The following is a 21,215-nucleotide window of genomic DNA, read 5'->3' on the forward strand; positions in this document are numbered from 1 at the left end:
GGCGACCTCACAGGAAGTAATCGAAGTCGCGCTCGTCGCCGTGGCGGCGACGGACCACGAAGATGTGCGCGGGCACGCTGTGGGGATCGAGCCGCACGTAGTGCCAGTCGCCCTGCCAGGTGAAGCGCTGGCCGCTGAGCAGGTCGTGCATCTGGAAGCTGCGACCGGCCGGCACGCCCACGCTGCCAGGTTCCAGTCCGAGCCAGCCCGACTGCATGTTGTGCGGATCGAGGTTGACCACGGTGACGATGACGTTGTCGCCATCTGGCGATTCCTTGGCATAGGCCAGCAACTGGTCGTTGTCGATGTGCAGGAAGCGCAGGCCCCTGTCCCAATGCAGCGCCGGGTTCTCGCGGCGGATGCGGTTCACCCGCGCGATGAAGGGCGCGAGACTGGCGGGGTCGTCATGGTTCCAGTGGCGCAACTGGTACTTCTCGGAGTCGAGGTATTCCTCGCTGCCGGGTCCGCGCGGCAAGTGCTCGAGCAGTTCGTAGGCCGGCCCGTACATGCCGTAGTTGGCCGCGAGCGTGGCGGCCAGCACGAGCCGCGACATGAACATGGCGGGCTCACCGGCCTGCAGCTGCTCGTGCAGGATGTCGGGCGTGTTGGGCCACGCGTTGGGGCGGAAGTAGTCGATGCCGGGGCCGCTCGAGAGCTCGGTGAAGTACTCCTGCAACTCCTCCTTCGTGTTGCGCCAGGTGAAGTAGGTGTACGACTGCGAGAAGCCCAGCTTCGCGAGCCGGTGCATCACCTTCGGCCGCGTGAAGGCTTCGGCCAGGAAGATCACGTCGGGGTGCACGCGCTTCACCTCGCCGATTGCCCACTCCCAGAACGGGAAGGCCTTGGTGTGCGGGTTGTCCACGCGGAAGATGCGCACGCCCTCGCCGATCCAGTGGTCGAACACGCTCTTGAGTTCGGCCCACAGGCCTCGCCAGTCTTCGCACTCGAAGTTGAAGGGATAGATGTCCTGGTATTTCTTGGGCGGGTTCTCGGCGTACTGCACGCTGCCATCGGGGCGCCAGCGGAACCAGTCGGGGTGCGCCTTCACATAGGGGTGGTCGGGCGCGCACTGGAAGGCGATGTCCAGCGCGATCTCCAGGCCGTGCTCCGCGGCGCGTGCGAGCAGGTGCCTGAAGTCTTCTTCGGTGCCAAGCTCCGGAAGGATCGACTTGTGCCCGCCTTCGGCCGCACCGATGGCCCACGGGCTTCCCACGTCGCCGGGGCCGGCTTCGAGCGCGTTGTTGGGGCCCTTGCGCTGCTCGCGGCCGACGGGGTGGATCGGCGGAAAGTACAGCACGTCGAAGCCCATCGCGGCGATGGCCGGCAAGCGTGCCTCCACGTCCCTGAAGGTGCCGTGCACGCCGGGCGCGGGGCCGGTCGAGCGCGGGAACAACTCGTACCAGGTGCTGAAGCGCGCGCGCTCGCGGTCGGCCACCAGCGGCAGCTCGACCGGGGGGCGCACCTGATGCCGGCGGTCTGGATGGCGACGCGCCAGCTCGGCGTACTCGTCGTCGAGCGCGAGCGCCTTCAGCGAGACGACGTCGTACGCGGGGCTGGCCGCCACGGCATCGAGCTCGGTGGCCCAGCGGTTCAACGCGGTGCGGTCAGCACCCTCGGCGCGCGCGGCGGCGGCGGCAATCTCCAGCGCACCGACCTGCGCGGCAATGCGCACGTCATCGGGGTCGACGCGCCGCGTCATCTCACTGCGCCACGACTCGAACGGGTCCACCCAGGCGACGGCGGTGTAGACGTAGCGCCCGATCGACGGCGGTGAAAACGCAGCCTCCCACACGTCATTGCCGAGCGGCTTCATCGGCACTTCGCGGAATGCGGCCTGGGCCTGGGCCTGGGCTTGATCTTGCGCGCGCCAGCACAGCTGCACGCGCAGCACGTCGTGCCCATCGGTGAAGCAATGGGCGCGAACCCGCACCCGCTCGCCGGCCACGCACTTCACCGGGAAGCGGCCGTTGTCCACGCACGGCAGCACGGCATCGATGACCGCGCGGACCGCGCCGTCGCCGAGGTCGATGTCGGTCCCGGCCGCTGCGGGGGCGGGCTTGGTCGAGAAAATGTTCTTCATCAGGGACGGTGCTCCAGGATCAGCGTGGACAGCGGCGGCAAGGTGATGCACACCGATTGCCTGCGGCCGTGGGAACGCACGGGAGCCGCTTCGACGCCCCCGAAATTGCCCCAGCCCGCCCCGCCGAACTCCGCCGCGTCGGTGTTGATCAGCTCGCGCCAATGGCCGCCCAGCGGCACGCCGAGCAGGTAGTTGGTGCGCGGCACAGGGGTCATGTTGCTCACCGCCAGCAAGGGCGGACTGCCGTCGCTCGCCTTGCGCAGGAAGGCGAACACGCTGGTGTCGGCATCGTCGGCCGCGACCCACTCGAACCCCGAGGACGAGAAGTCGACCTGGTGGAGCGCGGGCGCGCCGCGGTAGACGCGATTGAGCTGGGCCACGAGGCGCTGCAGGCCGCGGTGCCCTTCCTGTTCGCAGACCCACCATTCGAGCTCGCCGTCGTGCGTCCACTCGCGCCGCTGGCCGAACTCGCCACCCATGAAGAGCAGTTTCTTGCCCGGATGCGCCCACATGAAGCCGTAGAGCGCGCGCAGGTTGGCGAACTGCTGCCAGGCGTCGCCGGGCATCTTGTTGAGCAGCGAGCCCTTGCCGTGCACCACCTCGTCGTGCGAGAGCGGCAGCACGAAGTTCTCGTGGAAGGCGTACACCAGCGCAAAGGTCAGCTTGTGATGGTGGTACTTGCGGTGGACCGGCTCCTGCTTCATGTAGGCCAGCACGTCGTGCATCCAGCCCATGTTCCATTTCTCGCCGAAGCCCAGGCCGTCCATGTCGGTGGGCCGTGACACGCGCGGCCACGCGGTCGATTCCTCGGCCACCGTGATGGTGTCGGGGTGCTCGCGGTACACGGCACGGTTCAGCGTCTGGAGGAAGTCGATGGCCTCCAGGTTCTCGCGGCCGCCGTGGCGGTTAGGAATCCACTCGCCGTGCTCTCGCGCGTAGTCGAGGTACAGCATCGACGCAACGGCGTCCACGCGCAGCCCGTCGAGGTGGTACAGGTTCAGCCAGAACAGCCCCGACGACACCAGGAAGCTGCGCACCTCAGGCCGGCCGTAGTTGAAGATGCTGGAGTTCCACTCCGGATGAAAGCCCTGGCGCGGATCGGCGTGTTCGTAGAGGTGCGTGCCGTCGAAGTACCCGAGCCCGTGCTCGTCGGTCGGAAAGTGCGAAGGCACCCAGTCGAGCAGCACGCCGATGCCCTGCTGATGCAGGTGATCGACGAGGTACATGAAGTCCTGCGGCGACCCGAAACGCGCGGTGGGCGCGAAATAGCCGGTGGTCTGGTAGCCCCACGAACCGTAGAAGGGATGCTCGGTCACGGGCATGAGCTCCACGTGCGTGAAGCCCATCTCGTTCACGTAGGCGGCAAGCTGGTGCGCCATCTCGCGATAGTCGAGAAACAGGCCATCGCGGCGCCGCCATGAGCCCAGGTGCACCTCGTAGACCGACATGGGGGCGTCCAGCGCATTGCGTGGCCCGCGCGTCGCCATCCACTTGGCGTCACCCCATTCGTAAGAAAGTTCGCAGATGCGCGACGCGGTGGCGGGCGGCGGCTCCGCGCTGAAGGCGACAGGGTCGGCCTTGTCGACCGTGTAGCCGCCATGGCGGGAACGGATGCGGTACTTGTAGGCCTGGCCGATCGCGGCATGGGGAACCTGCCCTTGCCATATGCCCGTGCCGTCGGGGCTAGGTGCCAGCGGGTCGGCGTCGCCGGACCAGTAATTCCAGTCGCCGACCACCGAGACGGACTCCGCATTCGGCGCCCACACCGCGAACCGGGCGCCGCCCTCTTCCAGCGGGTGGCAACCCAGCAGGTCGTACAGGCGGGAGTGGGTTCCCTCGCGGAAAAGATAAGCGTCTCGCTCGCTCTGGAGTGAATGGTTCGACTGCACCGGCGCTCCTGTTGAAGGCCTGCGGAACTGTTGTTCGAAGACCGACTTCGGTTCTCGCATGGCCTGTGCCAATTTGCAGGCGTGCGGCACGCCGCGGTTACGGTCTGCGCCGCCTCGCCGTGTCGGAGAGTTGCCCGAGTCGCCCGCCGGTGCGCACGCCGGCGGGTGATAAAAAGACAGCCCCAGGCCACGATGTGTGTTCATGACCGACCTTGATGCCCCCGCGCTCGCATTGCTCGACGCCTGCTCGCAGGCCTCGCTCGCGCTTCTGGAACGCAACCTGACGCCGCACGGCATCCTCGCGGCGCTGCGGACCGAGGCCGCCGAGGCGCGGCGCTACACGCGCATCTTCGGACGCGACGCCGCGATATGCGTGATCGCGATGTGCGGCAGCGGCGTGCCCGCGCTGGAACAAGGCGCGGTGGCCAGCCTCGACGCGCTCGCGGCACAACAGGCGGCCAACGGACAGATTCCCAAATACGTCGACCCGGAGGGCCGCGATGCCGACTTCTGGTACCTGGGCTGTATCGACGCCACCCTGTGGTGGCTGATTGCCGTGGACCATGTGCGCCGCCATGGACAGGTCGGCCCGTCGCACTGGGCCCGCGAGGTGAGCCGCGCGGTCGACTGGCTGCTGGCGCAGGAGCACCAGCATTTCCGGCTGCTGCAGCAGAACGAGGCCAGCGACTGGGCCGACATCATGCCGCGCTCGGGCTACGTGCTGTACAGCAATGCGCTCTGGTATGAGGTCAAGCGCCGCTATGCACTCGATCATGCCGAGGCAACGCAGCACCACTTCAACCACCTGTTCAATCCGTTCCAGCGCGACCTGCCCGAATACCACCGGGCCCGGCTGCTGCAGCACTATGCGCGCCGCGGCCGGCGCGACCCCGGCCTGTACCTCAGCTTCGTCAACCTGGCCGTGGTCGGCGACGAGGGGGACGTGTTCGGCAACGTGCTGGCCATACAGAGCGGGCTGGCCGACTCGGCCATGGCACACCGCATCGTCGACACCATCACGCAGGCGCATGCCGCAGAGCCCTACCCCGTGCGCGTGGTGCTGCATCCGCTGTCACGCCAGCACCCGCTGTGGCGGGCGTACATGGGGCGCCATCAGCAGAACATCGTGCACCAGTACCACAACGGCGGCATCTGGCCCTTCGTCGGCGGCTTCTGGGTGATGGCGCTTGCCAGGCTGGGCTTGCATGAACAGGCCTGGTCCGAACTCGTGCGGCTGGCGCAGGTCAACGCGCTCGACGACTGGCGCTTCACCGAGTGGTTCCACGGCCGGACGCTTGCGCCCATGGGCATGGCCGGGCAGAGCTGGAATGCAGCGACCTTTCTGCTCGCCCGGCGCGCCTTGCTGGGCGGCGGCGCGGCTTATTGACGCCGCATGCGTGTCGGCCTGGGCCGACATTGCCGGCGCAGGCAGACGCAGCGCAATGGACCGCAATAGCCAGCGGACTGTGCCCTCGTCGCCGAAGGCGGTGGTAACGCTGAGACACCATGCCGCGCGGCCCCTATAAGGAAATGCGTCACCCCTAGAACAAGTCCGTCTTTGCGCCAGCACCGGGACGCTCCTACCGTCATGCCTCCGACATCGACACCGAAGAGGAAGTCACGTGAGCCCGTCCAGCCCGTCCCGCCCATCCCGAATTTCCAGGCGCATACGCCGCATCAAGCCCTCCCCCAGCAGCGCCGCCGCGGACCGCTTCGCCGAGCTGCGCAGGGCCGGCAAGGACATCATCAATCTCGCCATCGGTGAACCCGATTTCGACACGCCCGCGCACATCCGCGAAGCTGGCTGCGCGGCCATCGAGCGCGGCGAGACGCGCTACACGCCCGTCGCCGGCACGCTGGCCCTGCGCGAAGCCATCGCAGCCAAGCTCAAGCGCGAGAACGGCCTGACATACAGCCCGCGCGAGATCATCGTCACGGTCGGCGCCAAGCATGCGCTGTTCAACGCGCTGTCGGTAACGGTCGAAGAAGGGCACGAGGTGATCGTGCCGGCGCCGTACTGGGTGTCGTACCCCGACATGGTGCTGGCCTGCGATGGCACGCCGGTCACCGTCACTTGCAAGGAAGAAGACGATTTCCGGCTCACTCCCGAGGCGCTTGAAGCCGCCATCACGCCGAACACGCGATGGCTCGTCTTCAACTCGCCCACCAACCCCACCGGCACGACCTACACCGCACAGCAGCTGCGCGCACTGGCCGACGTGCTGATGCGCCACCCCCAGGTCATGGTGCTGACCGATGACATCTACGAGCACATCCGCTTCACCGATGCGGCGCCGCCCCATCTGCTGGCCATCGAGCCGGGCCTGCGCGACCGCACGCTGGTGGTGAACGGCGTGTCGAAGACCTATGCGATGACAGGCTGGCGCATCGGCTATGCGGCCGGCCCCGCGGACATCATCGCGGCGCTGGACATGCTGCAGTCGCAGTCGACCAGCGGAGCATCGTCGGTGAGCCAGGCCGCCGCCGTGGCGGCGCTGAACAGCGACGCGGCCTTTCTTCCCGACTGGGTTGCCACCTACAGGCAGCGCCGCGACACCGCGACCCGCCTGCTCAACGACATTCCAGGCATCCGCGCCCGCGCACCGGGCGGCGCGTTCTACCTCTACCCCCACTGCGGCGGCCTGATCGGCAAGCGAACGCCCGAGGGCAAGACGCTGGAGACCGACAACGACGTCGTGATCTATCTGCTCGAGGCGGGCGGTGTCATGGTGCTGGCGGGCACGGCGTATGGGGTATCTCCCTACTTCCGCATGTCGACAGCCACGAGCGTCGAGCAGATCGAGGAAGGCTGCCGGCGCATCGCCTCGGCGGTGGCAAAGCTCGCCTGATCCCCGGCCTGTGGGCCTGCAGGCCTTGCCTATCAAGAATCCTTATAGGCGAAGGTCCATAACGTATTGGCCGCCGGAGCGCCCTCTTCCTACTATTCCTTCAACCCTTCCATGACCCGGAGAAAAGCAATGAGCTACCCCACGAACTCGAGATTGCGCGGCGCGGCCCTGGTGGCCATTGCCGCGATTGCCGGCTTCTGCACATTGGCGCCCGCCAGTGCGCAGACCGACACCTTCAAGATCGGTGTCATCGCGCCCATGAGCGGCCCCAATGCCCGCTACGGCGCCTTCGCGAACAAGGGCGCGGCGCTCGCCGCCAAGGAAATCAACGCCGCCGGCGGCGTGCTCGGCAAGCAGATCGAGCTCGTGAGCGGGGACAGCCAGTGCGTGCCGGCGGAAGGCGTTGCCGCCATGCAGCGCATGATCAGCCTGGAGAAAACACCAGTGATCATCGGCGACGTCTGCAGCTCGGTCACGCTGGCGATGCAGCCGCTGGCCGAAGAGTCGAAGGTACTGCTCGTGAACGCGGCCTCGTCGAACCCCGACATCACCTACAAGGCCGGCGTGGGCGGCTTCAAGTGGACCTTCCGCAACTACCCGACCGACGAGGTGCGGGCCGCGACGGTGCTGGAGTACGCATCGAAGACCAAGGGCTTCAAGAAGTTCGCGGTGCTCTCGGTCGACAGCGACTACGGCCGCGGCGCCATCAAGTTCACCAAGCGCTACCTGCCGAAGTACGAAGGCGCCGAAATCCTGAGCGAGGACTACTACAAGGATTCGGAGACCGACTTCCGCTCGGTGCTGAGCAAGATCCGCCGCTCGGGCGCGCAGGCCATCATCCTCTACGGTCAGGCCGACACCACGCCGATCATCGCCCGCCAGATGCTCGAACTCGGGCTGGCCGGCAAGGTCGCGCTGGTCGGCAACGGCGAGTTCAACACCAAGGAAACCATCGCCGCCGCGCCGAAGGTCATGAACGGCGCGGTCGAGGCCGCCGCGTGGCTGCCCGAGGTGCCGGCGCCGCGCAGCCTCAAGTTCGTGGAGGACTACAAGAAGGCCAACGGCGGCGAGATGCCGAACAACCATGCCTACACGCACTACGACACGCTGAACCTCGTCGTGGCCGCCATCAAGAGCGCCAACAGCCTGAAGGCCGAGGACATCCGCAACGCAATGGCGAAGATCAAGTACGACAGCCCCATGGGCATCGTGACCTTCGACGACCACAACCAGGCGGTCATGCCCATGGTGCTGCTCGAGATCACCGACGGCAAGCCGGCCATCAAGGGAATGATCGCGACCAAGGTCGACTACGCGGCCGGCGCGAAGTGAAGAAGAAGCGCCTTACCCGGCCTGCGAGAACAGCGAGAACACCGTGAGTTCCTTCCTCTTCGAACAGATCGTCAACGGCATCATCACCGGGTCGGTCTACGCCCTGGTGGCCGCCGGCATGACGATGATCTTCGGCGTGCTGCGGGCCATCAACTTCGCCCACGGCGAGTACTACATGCTGGGCACCTTCGCGGCCTGGTGGGTCATGTCGAAGCTGATGGCCGACTACAGCCTGGCCATCGTCGGCGGCGTGGCCATCGTCAGCGTTGTCGCCGTGCTGATCGGGCGCAGCGTGATGCAGCGGCTCATCGGCCAGCCCTTTCAGGCCGGCGTGCTGGCCACGCTGGGGCTTTCGCTCATCCTGCAGAACGTGGTCATCCTGGCCTTCGGCGGTGGCTACAAGGTGTTCTCGGGCGGCTGGCTCGAACCCATCGAGCTCGGCGACTTCGGCATGTCGCAGCAGCGCGTGATCCTGGTCGTCGTCACCCTCGCGGTGTTCGCCGGGCTCGAGTGGATGGTGCGCAGCACGCGCCTGGGCCGCTCGATTCGCGCCGTGTCGCAGAACATCGAGTGCTGCCAAGTCAACGGCATCGACGTCGAGCAGGTGGTGCGCCGCACCTTCCTGATCGGCGTGGCCATCGCTGCGCTCTCCGGCATCCTGACGGGGCCGATCAACGTGAGCATCTACGGTGGCATGGGCGAGTCGATCACGCTGAAGACCTTCGCCGTCATCGTGATGGGCGGCATGGGCAACGTGCGCGGCACGCTCATCGCGGGCTGCCTGCTGGGCGTCATCGAGAGCCTCGTCGCCGGCTTCATCGGCCTGCAATACCGCGACTCCGTCGGCTTCATCGTGCTTCTGCTCATGCTCATGTTCCGGCCGCACGGCCTGTTCAGCAGCAAGGCCCGCTTCTGAGAGCGTCAACGTCATGAAACAGGCAATCTTGTCAACCACCACGCTGGACACGCCGCGTCTGCCGGCCGCCCGGGTCGCCGCGGTCAACTGGAGCGCATGCGCCGTCGGCGTGGTCGCGCTGCTTTGCGCGCCGCTCTTCCTCGGCGACTACTACCTGCACGCGATGGTCCTCGCGATGATCTTCCTGCTGCCGGCGCTGGGCCTGAATCTCATCCTGGGCTACACGGGCATGCTGTCGCTCGCGCAGGGCGTGTTCTTCGGGCTCGGTGCGTATGCGTCGGCCCTCATGTCGATCCACTTCGGCACGCCGTTCCTGGTGAACTTCCTGGTCGCTGGCCTGGTGGCCGGGCTGGTCGCGTTGCCGCTGGGCATTCCGGCGCTGCGGCTGCGCGACACCTCCTTCGTGATGTGCACGCTCGGCATGGTGGTCATCGCGCAGATGGTGTCGAAGAACTGGATCGACCTGACGCGCGGCGACATGGGGCTGTCGGGCGTGGCCCGGCCGCGCCTGGGCTTCGGCGACTGGGTCTACACCGTCATCAAGGCGCCCGAGTACTTCTACCTGGTGCTCGCCGTTGCCGCACTGGCGGTTGCTGCGTTCGTCGCACTGATCCGCTCACCCGCCGGCCGCTGCATGGTGGCCATTCGCGACAACGAGACGCTGGCCGAATCGCTGGGCGTGCCGACCTGGACCTACAAGCTGCTGGTCTTCATGCTGAGCGCCGTCTTCGCGGGGCTCGGCGGCAGCCTCTACGCACATTTCTCGACGGTCGTGAGCCCGCTGGTCTTCCAGGCCTACTACTCCAACACCATCCTGATCATCGTGCTGGGCGGTGGTGTGGGCAAGGTGCCGGGCGCCATCATCGGAAGCTTCGTCTTCGTGGCGGTGTCCGAGGCGTTGCGCATCACGCCGGAGCTGCGCATGGTGATCTACGGCTTCGTGCTGCTGGGGCTGGTGTTCCTGTTCCCGCAAGGTCTGGCGCCGCTGTTCCAGCGTGCGGCAGAACGCATTGCCGGTATCGGAAAGGGGCCGCGCGATGTCCGCTGAACCCGCAATGCTTCGCATCGAAGGCCTGCGCAAGAACTACGGTGCCGTCGCGGCGCTCCAGGGCGTGGACATCGAAGTCCGCCGCGGCGAGGTGATGGGGCTCATCGGCCCCAACGGCTCCGGCAAGTCGACCTTGTTCGACTGCTGCACCGGGCTGCAGCGCAGCGACTCGGGCCGCGTGCTGCTCAAGGGCGTGGACATCACCGGCTGGCCGATGAACCGCATCGCCCGCGAGGGCCGCTTTCTGCGCAGCTTCCAGAAGACGGTGGTCTTCCCCACGCTGGACTCGGAAGAGAACCTCGTGCTGGCCGGGCAGATGTCGCGCTTTCCGAACGTGCTGTCGACCTTCTGGGTCGGGCCGTCGGCCAGGAAGCGCATCAAGGCCCTGCGCGAACGCGCGAAGGAACTGATCGAGGTGACGGGACTGGCGCGCGTGGCGCACCTGCCGGCGGGCAACATGTCGGGCGGGCAGCAGAAGCTGCTGCAGTTCGCGTCGATGCTGATGCCCGAACCCGAGCTGATTCTGCTCGACGAACCGCTGGCGGGCATCAACCCGGTGCTCATCGAGAAGGTCATCCAGTGCATCGAGCATGCGAACCAGAAGCTGGGCGTGACCTTCGTGGTGATCGAGCACAACACCGACGTGCTGATGAACCTCAGCCACCGCGTGGTCGTGCTGCACCAGGGCGCCAAGCTGGCCGACGCCACGCCGGAAGAAGTCGTTCGCAACCCGGAGGTCATCGAGGCCTACCTCGGCGGTTGACACGAAAGAACAGCATCATGGAACTCGAAATCGACAACCTCCGCGCCGGCTACGGCCATCTGGACATCCTGCACGGCGTGGACCTGAAGATCCGGCACGGCGAATTCGTCACGCTGCTGGGGCCCAACGGGGCTGGCAAGTCGACGCTGCTGAAGTCGCTCTTCGGCATGACCACCCACAAGGGCGGCGCGATCCGCTGGAAGGGCAAGGACATCGCGGGCCTGCGCCCGCAGGCGATGCTCGGCCACGGCATTGCCTACGTGCCGCAGGGCCGCTGCAACTTCCAGCTGATGTCCATCGACGAGAACCTCGAGATGGCGGCCTACACCATCAAGGGCGGCGACCTGAAGGGCGAGCGCGAGTACGTCTACGACCTCTTCCCCATTCTGCGCAAGCGCCGCAACGAGCTCGCCGGCAACATGTCCGGCGGCGAACAGCAGCTGCTCGAAATGGCCATGGCCGTGCTGCGCCGCCCCGAGATCCTGCTGGTGGACGAGCCCTCGGTCGGCCTCTCGCCGCAGGCGATCACGCTGGTCTTCAACGAACTCAAGCGCCTGCACAAGGGCGGCCGAACCATCCTGCTGGTCGAGCAGAACACCCGCAAGGCCATGGAGGCCGCAGAGCGCGCCGTGGTGCTGCGCCTGGGCAAGGTCATCTGGGACAGCCCGGTCGAGACGCTGAGCACCGCCGACCTGGGCGAACTGTTCATGACGGGCAGGCGCGCATCCGACGCGGCCACTGCCTGAGCACCACACATCTCAACCGAACACTCAAGGAGCTGAAAGGCATGAAACTGGCATTTGACACGGGTGGCACGTTCACCGACTTCGCGATGACGGAAGACGACGGCACCATCCTGCTGCACAAGGTTTTGAGCACGCCCGACGCGCCCGCACGCGCCGTGCTCCAGGGCGTGGACGAGCTGCTGGCCAAGGTGCGGGCCCGCGATGGCGGCAAGGCCAAAGGCAACGGCCAGCTGCAGATCCTTGGCGCGACCACGGTCGTGACCAACGCGGTGCTGGAACGCCGCGGCGTGCACACCGCCTTCATCACCACCGACGGCTTCCAGGACATGCTGCGCATTCGCACGGAGGGGCGCTACGACCTGTACGACCTGCGCATCCAGTACCCCGATCCGCTGGTGTCGCGCGAGCTGTGCTTCGGCGTGGAAGAGCGCATTGCCGCGGACGGCACGGTGATCAAGGCGCTCGACGAAGACGGCGTGCGCACCATCGCCCGCGTGCTGCTCGACAAGAAGGTGGAGTCGGTGGCCGTGTGCCTGCTGCACGCCTACAAGTACGCGCAGCACGAGCGGCGCGTGGCGGAGATCCTGGCCGAGGTCGCGCCGGGCATCTCGGTCTCGCTGTCTTCGACGGTGTGCCCCGAAGTGCGTGAATACGACCGCGCCTCGACCACCGTCGTCAACGCCTACACGCGGCCGATGATGGTCGGGCACGTGAACCACCTCGAGCGCGAGCTGTCGCAGCGTGGCGTCGAAGGGCAGCTGCTCTGGATGACTTCGAGCGGCGGCGTGGTGCCGAGCTCTTCAGCCTCGCGCACGCCGGTGCGGTTGATCGAATCGGGGCCGGCCGCTGGCGCCGTGGCGGCGGCGGACTATGCGCGCCAGGCCGGCGAGTCGAGCGTGCTGTCGTTCGACATGGGCGGCACGACCGCCAAGCTGTGCCTGATTCCGAACGGCCAGCCCATGGTGGCCAACGACCTCGAAGTGGCCCGCCACGAGCGCTTCCGCAAGGGCAGCGGCTTTCCTCTCAAGATCCAGTCGATCCACATGATCGAGATCGGCGCGGGCGGCGGCAGCATCGCGGCGCGCAACAAGCTCGGCCTGCTGGGCGTGGGGCCTCGCAGCGCGGCTGCGGCGCCGGGGCCGGCCTGCTACGGGCGCGGCGGCACGGAGCCGACGGTGACCGATGCCGACCTGCTGCTGGGCTACCTGAACGAAAACTCCTTCCTGGGCGGTGACTTCGCGCTCGACAAGCCCGCCGCCGAATCGGCGATGGCACGGCTCGCGAAGGAGCTCGGCATTTCGCTCGAGCGCTGCGCCTGGGGCATCCACGATATGGTCAACGAGAGCATGGCCGAGGCCGCCTCGATGCAGGCCACCGACAGCGGCGTCGACCCGCGCGCGCTGCCGCTGATCGCCTTCGGTGGGGCCGGCCCGGTGCATGCCTACGGCGTGGCCCGCAAGCTGGGCATCCGCAAAGTGATCTGCCCGCTGGGCGCCGGTGTTACCTCAGCCATCGGGCTGCTGGGCGCGCCGGTGGCGGCGGACCTGTCGGCAAGCCTGCCGATGCGCATCTCGGCGTGGAATCCGAGCGCGGTGAACGTGGTGAAGGCCACCCTCGCCGACCAGGGGCGCGAAGTGGTGCTGGCGAGCAAGGTGCCGGTGGACCACATCAGCTACTCGTACACCGTGGACATGCGCCACGTGGGCCAGGGCTATGAAATCTCGGTGCCGCTGCCGGAGCTGGACCCGGCGGACCCGAAGTTCATCGAGGAGCTGCTGGCCCGCTTCCATGCCAACTACGTGGCCCTGTACGGCCGCGGCGTCAGCGGCACCGACGCGGAGGTCATCACCTGGCGCGTGCGTGCCAGCGGGCCGAAGGCGCCGGTCTCGCTCGCAAGCCTGCGCGGCGAGTCGAATGTGGCGCGCGATGCACGCAAGGGCACGCGGCCGGTCTTCTTCCCGGAGCTCGGCAAGTACGTCGACACGCCGGTCTACGACCACTATGCGCTGGTGCCCGGCGTTCCGGTCGAGGGGCCGGCGATCATCGAGCAGCGCGAGTCGACCGTGGTGATGGGGCCCAATGCCAGCGCCTCGCTCGATGCCCAACACAACCTGATCATGCTTTTGTCCTGAGGTCTTCTTGCCATGTCCATGCTCAAACCCGACTTCAACGACCCGATCACCCTGCAGGTGATGTGGGACCGCCTGGTCTTCATTGCCGACCAGGCCGACAGCGCGCTTGGCCGCACGGCTTTCTCGCCCATCGTGCGCGAGAACCACGACTACGTGAACGTGCTGCTCGACGCCAAGGGGCGCGCGCTCGCGCAGTGCACCTGGTCGATTCCGGTGTTCATCACCACGCTGCCGATGGCGGCGCAGAACTACTTCCTCAAGGCCTTTCCGCCCGAGTCGCTGGAGCCCGGCGACGTGCTGGCCACCAACGACCCGGTGATCGGCACCGGCCACCTGCCGGACATGGTCATGCTCACGCCGATCTTTCGCAAGGGAAAGATCGTGGGCTACGCGGGCAGCATCGCCCACCTGCCGGACATCGGCGGCCGGCCGCAGTCGCCCGACTCGACCGACATGTTCGAGGAAGGCATCCGCATTCCGATGCTCAAGCTGTTCAAGGCCGGCAAGCCGAACACCGACGTGTTCTCCGTCATCGAGGCCAGCGTGCGCCTGCCGCACGAGGTGCGCGGCGACATCCAGAGCATGGTGGCCGCCAACGAGGTGATGAGCCGCGAGCTCACGCGCTTCATGGACGAATACGGCCTCGAAGACTGCGACGGCCTGGGCGAGGCAATCTTCAGCCGCTCGGAGCGCCACATGCGCAAGGCCATCGCGGCCTGGCCGAACGGCAGCTACAAGGCCGACATGACGATCGACGGCTTCGAATCCGACGTGAAGCTGTGCGTGAGCGTGGAGGTGCGCGACGACTCGATCCACGTCGACTACACCGGCACCTCGCCCGAGGTGGCGCGCGGCATCAACGTGGTGCCGCACTACCGCGTGGCGCACAGCGTGTATGCGCTGAAATGCCTGCTCGACCCGGAGACGCCGAACAACGAAGGCTGCATGGTCGCGCTGACCGACTCGGCGCCGGCAGGCTCCATCCTCAACCCGCGGCCGCACGCGGCGGGTGCGGCGCGCAACCTCGTGGGCCATTGCATTCCGAGCCTGATCTTCAAGGCGCTGCAGCACGTGGTGCCCGATGGTGCGATGGGCGACAGCGGCGGCGCGCCGATCTGGGGCATCAACTGCCAGGGCCAGCGCTCCGACGGCACGGCCTACGGCAGTGCGCAGAACTTTCATGGCGGACAAGGCGGACGCTCGTCGATGGACGGCCTGGACACGCTGAGCTTTCCGTCCAACTGCCGCGTGACGCCGATCGAGATGTACGAGCTCGCGGTGCCCGTGCTCACCGAATGCAAGGAGCTCATTCCGGACTCGGGCGGCCCCGGCAAGTTTCGCGGCGGGCTGGGCCAGCGCGGCGTGATCCGCAACCTGTCGGACCGCGAGATGAACATCTACCTGAGCACCGAGCATGTGAAGTACCCCTGCCTTGGCGTGCTGGGCGGCCAGGCCGGACGCAATGGCGCGGTGCTGCACGACGGCAAGGCCGTGTTCCCGAAGGGCCGGCTGGTGCTGGCGCCGGGCGAGCGCCTGACGATCGAGCTGCCGGGCGGCGGCGGCTGGGGCGATGCGCAGCAGCGCTCGCGCGATCTGGTTGAAGACGACTTACGCCAGGGCCTCGTCAGCATGGCCGGCGCGCAGGTCGACTATGGGTACGAGGCCGAGGCGAGCGCCGAAACGCAGAAGGCGGTGGCGTGATGGCCGGCGCACTGAAGGGACAGGTGGCCCTCGTGACAGGCGGCGGCTCCGGCATCGGCCGCTCCACCGCGCTGATGCTTGCCGCCGAGGGCGCACGCGTCGTCGTGATGGGTCGCAGGCTTGAACCGCTGCAGGCGGTGGTCGAAGAGATCCGAAGCGCCGGTGGCGAAGCCTGGGCGCGCCAGGCCGATCTGCAGCAGCGCGAACAACTGCTGGAGCTTGTGCAGTGGACCGGGAAAGAGGTCGGCCCCATCGGCATCCTCGTCAACAACGCGGGCCTCACGAGCCGCGTGCGCAACATCCGCTGGATCGAGCCGGACGACTGGGAGTCGGCGGTGTCGGTCAACCTGACGGCGGTCTACGTGCTGATCCAGGCCGTGCTGCCCGGCATGCTCGCGGCCGGTGCCGGCACCATCGTCACCGTGTCATCACTGGCTGCCGTGCGCCCGAACCTGCTGGGCGGTGCTCCCTACGGCGCGGCGAAGGCGGCGGTGACGAACCTGATGGGCTTCGTGCACGGCACCTTCCGCAACAACAACATCCGCTCCACGACCATCCTGCCTGGTGAGGTCGACACGCCCATCATGGACACACGCGTGCGCCCGCCGAGCGCCGAAGAGCGCGCCGCCATGGTCGCGCCCGACGACGTGGCGCGCGCCATATTGCTGGCCTGCACGCTGCCGCAGGGCACCACCATCGAGCAGCTGGTGATCAGCCCGACCCGCGCGCGCGACCAGGGCCCCGACATCGAAATCAGCCGCTGGCTCGGCGCCCCCGACGGAACACCCGGCAAACCCTGAACGAGACGAAGCATGAGCGACACCCTTCATCAACGCCTGGCACGCGGCGACTCCGTGCTGATGGTCAACCCCAACCATGTGTCCCCCACGCTGTGCGAGAAGCTCGTGCGCTCGGGCGCGGACTCGGTCTTCATCGACTGCGAGCACGGCCTGGCCAGCTTCGAGGACATCCACCACATGGCCAAGGCCGCGCGCTATGCCGGCGGCTTCGGCATCGTGCGCCCGCAGAACCAGGAGCGCTCCACCATCACGCGCTGCCTCAATGCGGGTGCGGACGGCGTGATGGTGCCGCTGATCCACACCGCGGACATCGCCCGCCAGGTGGTGCACACCTTCCGCTATGCCTGCCCCGACGACCATGCGACGAAGCTGCTGGTCGGCATGGTGGAGTCGGTCGAGGCGGTGCGCAACCTCGACGAGATCCTGGCGGTCGAAGGCATCGACGTGTTCTTCGTCGGGCCTGGCGACCTGTCGCAGTCGATGGGCTACTCGCCCGCTGTGGCACCGGGCAAGCGCCGCCCGCAACCTGCGCTCGACCTGGTCGACCAGACGCTGCAGCGCATTCGCGCGGCAGGAAAAATCGCGGGCACGCTGGTCGTGAAGCAGGATGTCGAGCACCTGGTGTCGATGGGTGCGCAGCTGCTGTACTACCACGCGGACCCCTTCGTGACGGAAGGCGTGGCGGCGATGCGCAATCTGTCGCAGCCGGTGGCGGCCGTCGCCGACGCGCACTGACACTCGGAAGATCAGGGCTGCGGTAACGCGACTTCCGGTGCGCGGATGCCCGCGAGCCGCCCGGCCGCGAACAGGTTGTCGATCTGCGCCCGGAGAATCTCCAGCACGGCGCGCGCCTGGTCGGACATCAGCAGGTGGTCCGGCACGCACAGCGACACGGTGGCCTGCAGCGCAGGCTCGACGATCCTGCGGATCACCGGCGGGTTCGCGGCCGGCGGAAAGTCGGCCAGCGCCGAAGGCAGGATGGTCGCACCCACGCCCGCCTGGATTGCCTGGCGCAGCGTTTCGGCGGATTCGATCTCGGCGCGGATGTTCGGCACCACGCCAATGCGGGCGAAGGCCTCGTCGACCATCCGCCGCAGGAAGTGCATGCGGCTCGGCAGCAGCAGGTCGATGCCGGCCAATGCGCGCAGGGCGATGGTCTGGTCGTCGTTCTGCTCCAGCTCCATGCCCGGCGGGGCGATCAGGAACAGGTCTTCGGTCAAAAGCGGCTGCAGCGTAAGGCCCTTCATGGGGCTGCCCGCGTAGATGATGGCCATGTCCAGGCGCCCGGTCATCACCATCTCGCTCAGCACCAGGCCGAAGTTGTCGTTGATGAACAGGTTGACGCCCGGGTATGCGCTGCGCACTGCCTGCAGCAGCGGCATCGACAGCGCCGAAGCCGTGCTGTAGGTGGCCAGCCCGACCGAGACAGGGCCCGAGATGAAGCTCTCGTCCGTGCGGTTCATCAGTTCGCGCTCCACCTGCTCCAGGTGGCTCAGCATGATCTGTGCATGGCGGTAGAGCTCGTTGCCTGCAGCGGTGGGTGTCACCCCTGCGTTGGAGCGGTTCAGCAGCTTGTGCTTGAAGTGCTCTTCGAGTGAAGCGATGTGCTGGCTCAATGCCGGTTGCGCAACGCTCAACTGCGCGGCGGCCGCGGATAGGCTGCGCGCATCAACCGCAGTCACGAAGCTCTTGAGGGTCTTGAAATTTACCGTCATGGGAAGTCGGGTGCGAACTGATCGTAACCCCGGTTGACGCTGCCAACGCGTGGCTCGATGCTTGCTTGCAAACAGAACAGCAAGACGACGGAGACCCGGTGAACCTCAGGCGGTTGAAATATTTCGTGAAGATCGTTGACGTGGGCAGCCTCACGCAAGCCTCGGAGGTGCTGCACGTTGCGCAGCCTGCACTGAGCCAGCAGCTGGCCACGCTCGAAGGCGAGTTCAACCAGCGCCTGTTGCTGCGAACGCAGAAGGGCGTGGTGCCCACGGAAGCCGGCATGGTGCTGTACCGCCACGCGCAATTGATACTGCGCCAGTTCGAGCAGGCGCGCGCCGATGTCGTCAATGCCGGGCGCAGCCTGGCGGGACAGGTGTCGGTCGGTCTCGCGCCGGGTACCGCTGCATCGGGCCTGGCCCTGCCGCTGCTGCAGACGGTGCAGGAGCGGCATCCGCAGCTCATGCTGCACATCAACGAGAACTTCGGCACAACGCTGTGCGACGTGGTGCGCAACGGCCTCATGGACATGGCCGTGCTCTATGGCGGCGAGCATGCGGTGCGGGGCCTGTCGTTCGATCCGTTGCTCACCGAAGACCTCTGCGTCGTGGCCTCGCACGGCATGCTGCGCATGGACGGCGACGAGCTCGCGCTGGCCGAGCTGCGGAACGTGGACCTGCTCCTGCCCAGCATCGACAACCAGCTGCGCCGCAGCGTGAACCGGGCCTTTGCTTCGGCGAAGATCATTCCGCGCGTGGTGGCGGAGATGGAGTCTTCTAGCACGCTGTCGGCCGCAGTTGCCTCGGGCGTGGGCGCGACGATCCTGCCCGTGTCGCTTGCGCGCTCCGTCGCGGCCACGGCGGCGGTCGACGTCGGGCGGCTGGTGTCGCCGCACATCGAGATTCCGCTGGCGCTATGCGCTTCGGATCACCTGCCGCTGTCGGAGCCTGCGCAGGTCGTCAAGGGCATCCTGATGGAGTTGGTCAATCGCCTCGAGTTGGGTGGCGGCATGCACACTGTGCATTGACGGTCTGCGAGCTTCTCAAGCGGCCTTTTGCGCGCCTTGCCGCACGGCCATGTAGTTGCCCGGCGTCACGCCGAAGCAGCGGCGAAACCAGCGTGAGAAATGAGCCTGGTCCGTAAAGCCGCATTGCGCCGCCACGTCGGCCGCCGCCCGCCCCTCGCGCAGCAGCGCCTTGGCCCTGCCGATGCGCGCGAGCCGCGCATAGTGCGCTGGCGTCACGCCGACGGCCACGCGGAACAGGCGATGAAAGTGCTCGCGCGACATGCCCAGCCGCCGGGCCAGCGCGCCCGGATCGATGCGGCAGGCATCCTCCGTCGCCAGCGCGTCGCAGACGGCTTCCACGCGCGCGTCGCCCGCGTGACGCTCGACTGCCACCAGTTCGCCGCTGGTCTGCGCTCCAAGAATCCGCTCCAGGAGCCGGCCGACCTGCGCACCGTCTTCCGCCAGCGCCGCAACGGCCAGTGCATCGACCATGGCCGCGTCTTGCCAGACGCTCCGGCGCAGCGCGCCCCGCTGGCCCTGCGGCCATCCGAAGCGCGCGCCAACCCAGACATGCGGCACATACAGCATCACCATGCGAAAGCCCTGCGCGCTCACGCCGGCGGTGTGAAGCATGAAGGGAGCCATCAGCACCAGGTCGCCCACTTGCGCCACCTGTCGCTCGCCGGCACAGGTGAATTCGCAGCGGCCTTCGAGGATGGCGCCCACGCTCCACTCGGCATGCCAGTGCAGCTCGAAGCGCGCCTTGGGGTCGGCCGCGAACATCGCCTCGACCTGTGCGCCGTCTTCCATCGGCAGGCCGATCACATGCGAGGCGGGTGAGCTTGCGCGCGGGTTCATCCCTCCAAGGGTAGCGCCCCCCGCACCGTGATGCCCATCCAGCCGGCGCTGGCGGTCGTGGCGTTCACAGGGCCGAGCAGCGCCAGCTCTTCGACCGGGTGATCGTGGAACCGCAGCGTCGCACTGCCACCGAACCAGCCCGACTCGACGCGGTCGATGATGTCGGCGCGCAGATAGCGCGGCACCGCCACGCTGCCCGGCTGCGTCAGGTCGGGCCAGCCGATGGCGCCGATGGTCGGTGCCGCCAGAAAACCCAGGCGCCCGGCCTTCTCGCCCGACAGCGTGACCGAAGCGTCGACGAGCCGTCGCTCCTTCACGCTGAGGCTCGCGCCCAATTGGCTGCCGGTCGACAACGGCGCGGCGGCCGGATGGATCAGCGGCATGCTGCGCGTGAGCCAGGTCTGGCCGATCTTCTTGGGCCAGCCCTGGAGCCAGCCGCGCAGCAGCGAAATATCCTGGTCCACGTAGATCAGCGGGCAATAAAAGCGCGCATCGCCACCGCCCGGCCTTGCCGCGATTTCGAGCACGACGATGGTCTCGCGGTACTGCGCGTACACGGGGTCGAGCAGCTCGCGACCATCGTCACCACAGGCCTGCCAGTCGGCGAAGTGGACGCAGCCCTTGCCGGTGGCCGTGCCAAGCTCGGCCGGCACCAGCGCCGCACCAAGCGCGGCATCGAATTCGAAGGCTACGTTGACGAGCCAGCCGGCGTAGTGCCAGGGCGGTGCCTGCACAAGCGCGCTGCGGCCGGAGGATGTGAAAGGAGGCGTAAAAGATTGCGGCATCGGATGTGGACAAGTTCAAGACCACCGCACGATATGGCTGCATACGCCGCCGCGTCTTGTACGCCAGTGATCCCGCTACGACAGATGACGGCGTTGTCCGACTCGCCCCACCCCGTCGGCAGACACAATGGCCGCCTCGGCCGAGACAAGCCGAACGAACACAACGAGAAGCTCCTGGCTCCGCACGATGACCCCGATGACCCGTATCTACCTGATAGAAGACAACCCCCTGATCGCCACCACGCTGACCGACGGGCTGCAAGAATTTTCCGAATGCAATGTGATCGGCACCGCCACCACCTCCGGCGCCGCCATCGACTGGCTCAAGAAAAACCCCGAAGGCTGGGACGCGGCCGTCATCGACATCTTCCTGGCCGAAGGCAACGGGCTCACCGTGGCGCAGTACCTGCAGGAGCACAAGTCACCGGCACAACGCACGGTGGTCCTCATGAACTACGCGACCTCCGAGGTGCGCGAAGGCGCGCTGTCCGCGGGCGTGGATGCGGTGTTCGACAAATCGCTGCAGCTCGAAGCCTTCTACGACTTCTGCAAGACGCTGAACATCTCGCCGCGCCGCTGAGGCGGCGGTCGCAAGCG

At 67.2% G+C, this 21,215-nt stretch carries 18 protein-coding genes; 13 read left to right on the top strand and 5 right to left on the bottom strand.

Translation table 11 applies throughout. The features are described 5' to 3' along the window. Positions 1–7: 7 nt before the first annotated feature. Positions 8–2,080, bottom strand: a complete 2,073-nt coding sequence (locus NWF24_RS19180; protein ID WP_258349904.1) for an alpha-1,4-glucan--maltose-1-phosphate maltosyltransferase — start codon at positions 2,078–2,080, stop codon at positions 8–10. Further along, on the bottom strand, positions 2,080–3,969 hold the full coding sequence (gene glgB, locus NWF24_RS19185; RefSeq protein ID WP_258349905.1) for a 1,4-alpha-glucan branching protein GlgB: 1,890 nt from the start codon (positions 3,967–3,969) through the stop codon (positions 2,080–2,082). Before glgB ends, NWF24_RS19180 begins: the two co-directional genes overlap by 1 nt. Positions 3,970–4,171: 202 nt before the next feature. On the opposite strand from glgB, the gene NWF24_RS19190 reads away from it, so the two are divergent. From NWF24_RS19190 to NWF24_RS19240, 11 genes are all read left to right on the top strand, one after another. Beyond that, positions 4,172–5,356 (top strand): amylo-alpha-1,6-glucosidase, encoded by a 1,185-nt coding sequence (locus NWF24_RS19190; RefSeq protein ID WP_258349906.1) that lies wholly within the window; start codon positions 4,172–4,174, stop codon positions 5,354–5,356. Between the two features lie 235 nt (positions 5,357–5,591). Continuing rightward, positions 5,592–6,818: an aspartate transaminase gene (locus NWF24_RS19195; protein ID WP_258349907.1), complete on the top strand. Its 1,227-nt coding sequence runs from the start codon at positions 5,592–5,594 to the stop codon at positions 6,816–6,818. A 129-nt stretch (positions 6,819–6,947) separates the two neighbouring features. Continuing rightward, the gene (locus NWF24_RS19200; RefSeq protein WP_258349908.1) at positions 6,948–8,150 is read left to right on the top strand and encodes an ABC transporter substrate-binding protein; all 1,203 of its coding nucleotides are present in this window, start codon (positions 6,948–6,950) and stop codon (positions 8,148–8,150) included. Positions 8,151–8,193: 43 nt separating this feature from the next. Then, the gene (locus NWF24_RS19205) at positions 8,194–9,066 is read left to right on the top strand and encodes a branched-chain amino acid ABC transporter permease (RefSeq protein WP_258349909.1); all 873 of its coding nucleotides are present in this window, start codon (positions 8,194–8,196) and stop codon (positions 9,064–9,066) included. 13 nt (positions 9,067–9,079) lie between these two features. Next, a complete protein-coding gene (locus tag NWF24_RS19210; protein ID WP_258349910.1) occupies positions 9,080–10,114 on the top strand; it encodes a branched-chain amino acid ABC transporter permease in 1,035 nt (344 codons plus the stop codon). After that, on the top strand, positions 10,104–10,877 hold the full coding sequence (locus tag NWF24_RS19215) for an ABC transporter ATP-binding protein (protein ID WP_258349911.1): 774 nt from the start codon (positions 10,104–10,106) through the stop codon (positions 10,875–10,877). The genes NWF24_RS19210 and NWF24_RS19215 overlap by 11 nt, the downstream gene beginning before the upstream one ends. A gap of 17 nt (positions 10,878–10,894) precedes the next feature. After that, positions 10,895–11,623 carry a branched-chain amino acid ABC transporter ATP-binding protein gene (locus NWF24_RS19220; protein WP_258349912.1) on the top strand — a complete coding sequence of 243 codons (729 nt, stop codon included), beginning with the start codon at positions 10,895–10,897 and terminating at the stop codon, positions 11,621–11,623. Positions 11,624–11,664: 41 nt separating this feature from the next. Beyond that, positions 11,665–13,755: a hydantoinase/oxoprolinase family protein gene (locus NWF24_RS19225; protein ID WP_258349913.1), complete on the top strand. Its 2,091-nt coding sequence runs from the start codon at positions 11,665–11,667 to the stop codon at positions 13,753–13,755. A 12-nt stretch (positions 13,756–13,767) separates the two neighbouring features. Next, positions 13,768–15,456, top strand: coding sequence for a hydantoinase B/oxoprolinase family protein (locus tag NWF24_RS19230; protein ID WP_258349914.1), 1,689 nt, complete (start codon positions 13,768–13,770; stop codon positions 15,454–15,456). Further along, positions 15,456–16,256, top strand: a complete 801-nt coding sequence (locus NWF24_RS19235) for an SDR family oxidoreductase (protein ID WP_258349915.1) — start codon at positions 15,456–15,458, stop codon at positions 16,254–16,256. The genes NWF24_RS19230 and NWF24_RS19235 overlap by 1 nt, the downstream gene beginning before the upstream one ends. Positions 16,257–16,268: 12 nt before the next feature. Next, positions 16,269–16,991: an HpcH/HpaI aldolase family protein gene (locus NWF24_RS19240; protein ID WP_258349916.1), complete on the top strand. Its 723-nt coding sequence runs from the start codon at positions 16,269–16,271 to the stop codon at positions 16,989–16,991. 11 nt (positions 16,992–17,002) lie between these two features. On the opposite strand, the gene NWF24_RS19245 is transcribed toward NWF24_RS19240, so the two are convergent. Further along, the gene (locus NWF24_RS19245) at positions 17,003–17,971 is read right to left on the bottom strand and encodes a LysR substrate-binding domain-containing protein (RefSeq protein ID WP_258349917.1); all 969 of its coding nucleotides are present in this window, start codon (positions 17,969–17,971) and stop codon (positions 17,003–17,005) included. A 98-nt stretch (positions 17,972–18,069) separates the two neighbouring features. Here NWF24_RS19245 and nac point away from each other — a divergent pair, with 98 nt between their 5' ends. Next, positions 18,070–18,996: a nitrogen assimilation transcriptional regulator NAC gene (nac, locus tag NWF24_RS19250; RefSeq protein WP_258349918.1), complete on the top strand. Its 927-nt coding sequence runs from the start codon at positions 18,070–18,072 to the stop codon at positions 18,994–18,996. A 15-nt stretch (positions 18,997–19,011) separates the two neighbouring features. On the opposite strand, the gene NWF24_RS19255 is transcribed toward nac, so the two are convergent. Further along, positions 19,012–19,833 (bottom strand): helix-turn-helix transcriptional regulator, encoded by an 822-nt coding sequence (locus NWF24_RS19255; protein WP_258349919.1) that lies wholly within the window; start codon positions 19,831–19,833, stop codon positions 19,012–19,014. After that, positions 19,830–20,618 carry an acetoacetate decarboxylase family protein gene (locus NWF24_RS19260; RefSeq protein ID WP_258349920.1) on the bottom strand — a complete coding sequence of 263 codons (789 nt, stop codon included), beginning with the start codon at positions 20,616–20,618 and terminating at the stop codon, positions 19,830–19,832. Before NWF24_RS19260 ends, NWF24_RS19255 begins: the two co-directional genes overlap by 4 nt. A 187-nt stretch (positions 20,619–20,805) precedes the next feature. On the opposite strand from NWF24_RS19260, the gene NWF24_RS19265 reads away from it, so the two are divergent. Next, positions 20,806–21,198 carry a response regulator gene (locus tag NWF24_RS19265; protein WP_258349921.1) on the top strand — a complete coding sequence of 131 codons (393 nt, stop codon included), beginning with the start codon at positions 20,806–20,808 and terminating at the stop codon, positions 21,196–21,198. Positions 21,199–21,215 lie beyond the last annotated feature (17 nt).

The sequence above is a fragment of the Variovorax paradoxus genome, from assembly GCF_024734665.1.
Taxonomy (GTDB): Bacteria; Pseudomonadota; Gammaproteobacteria; order Burkholderiales; family Burkholderiaceae_C; genus Variovorax.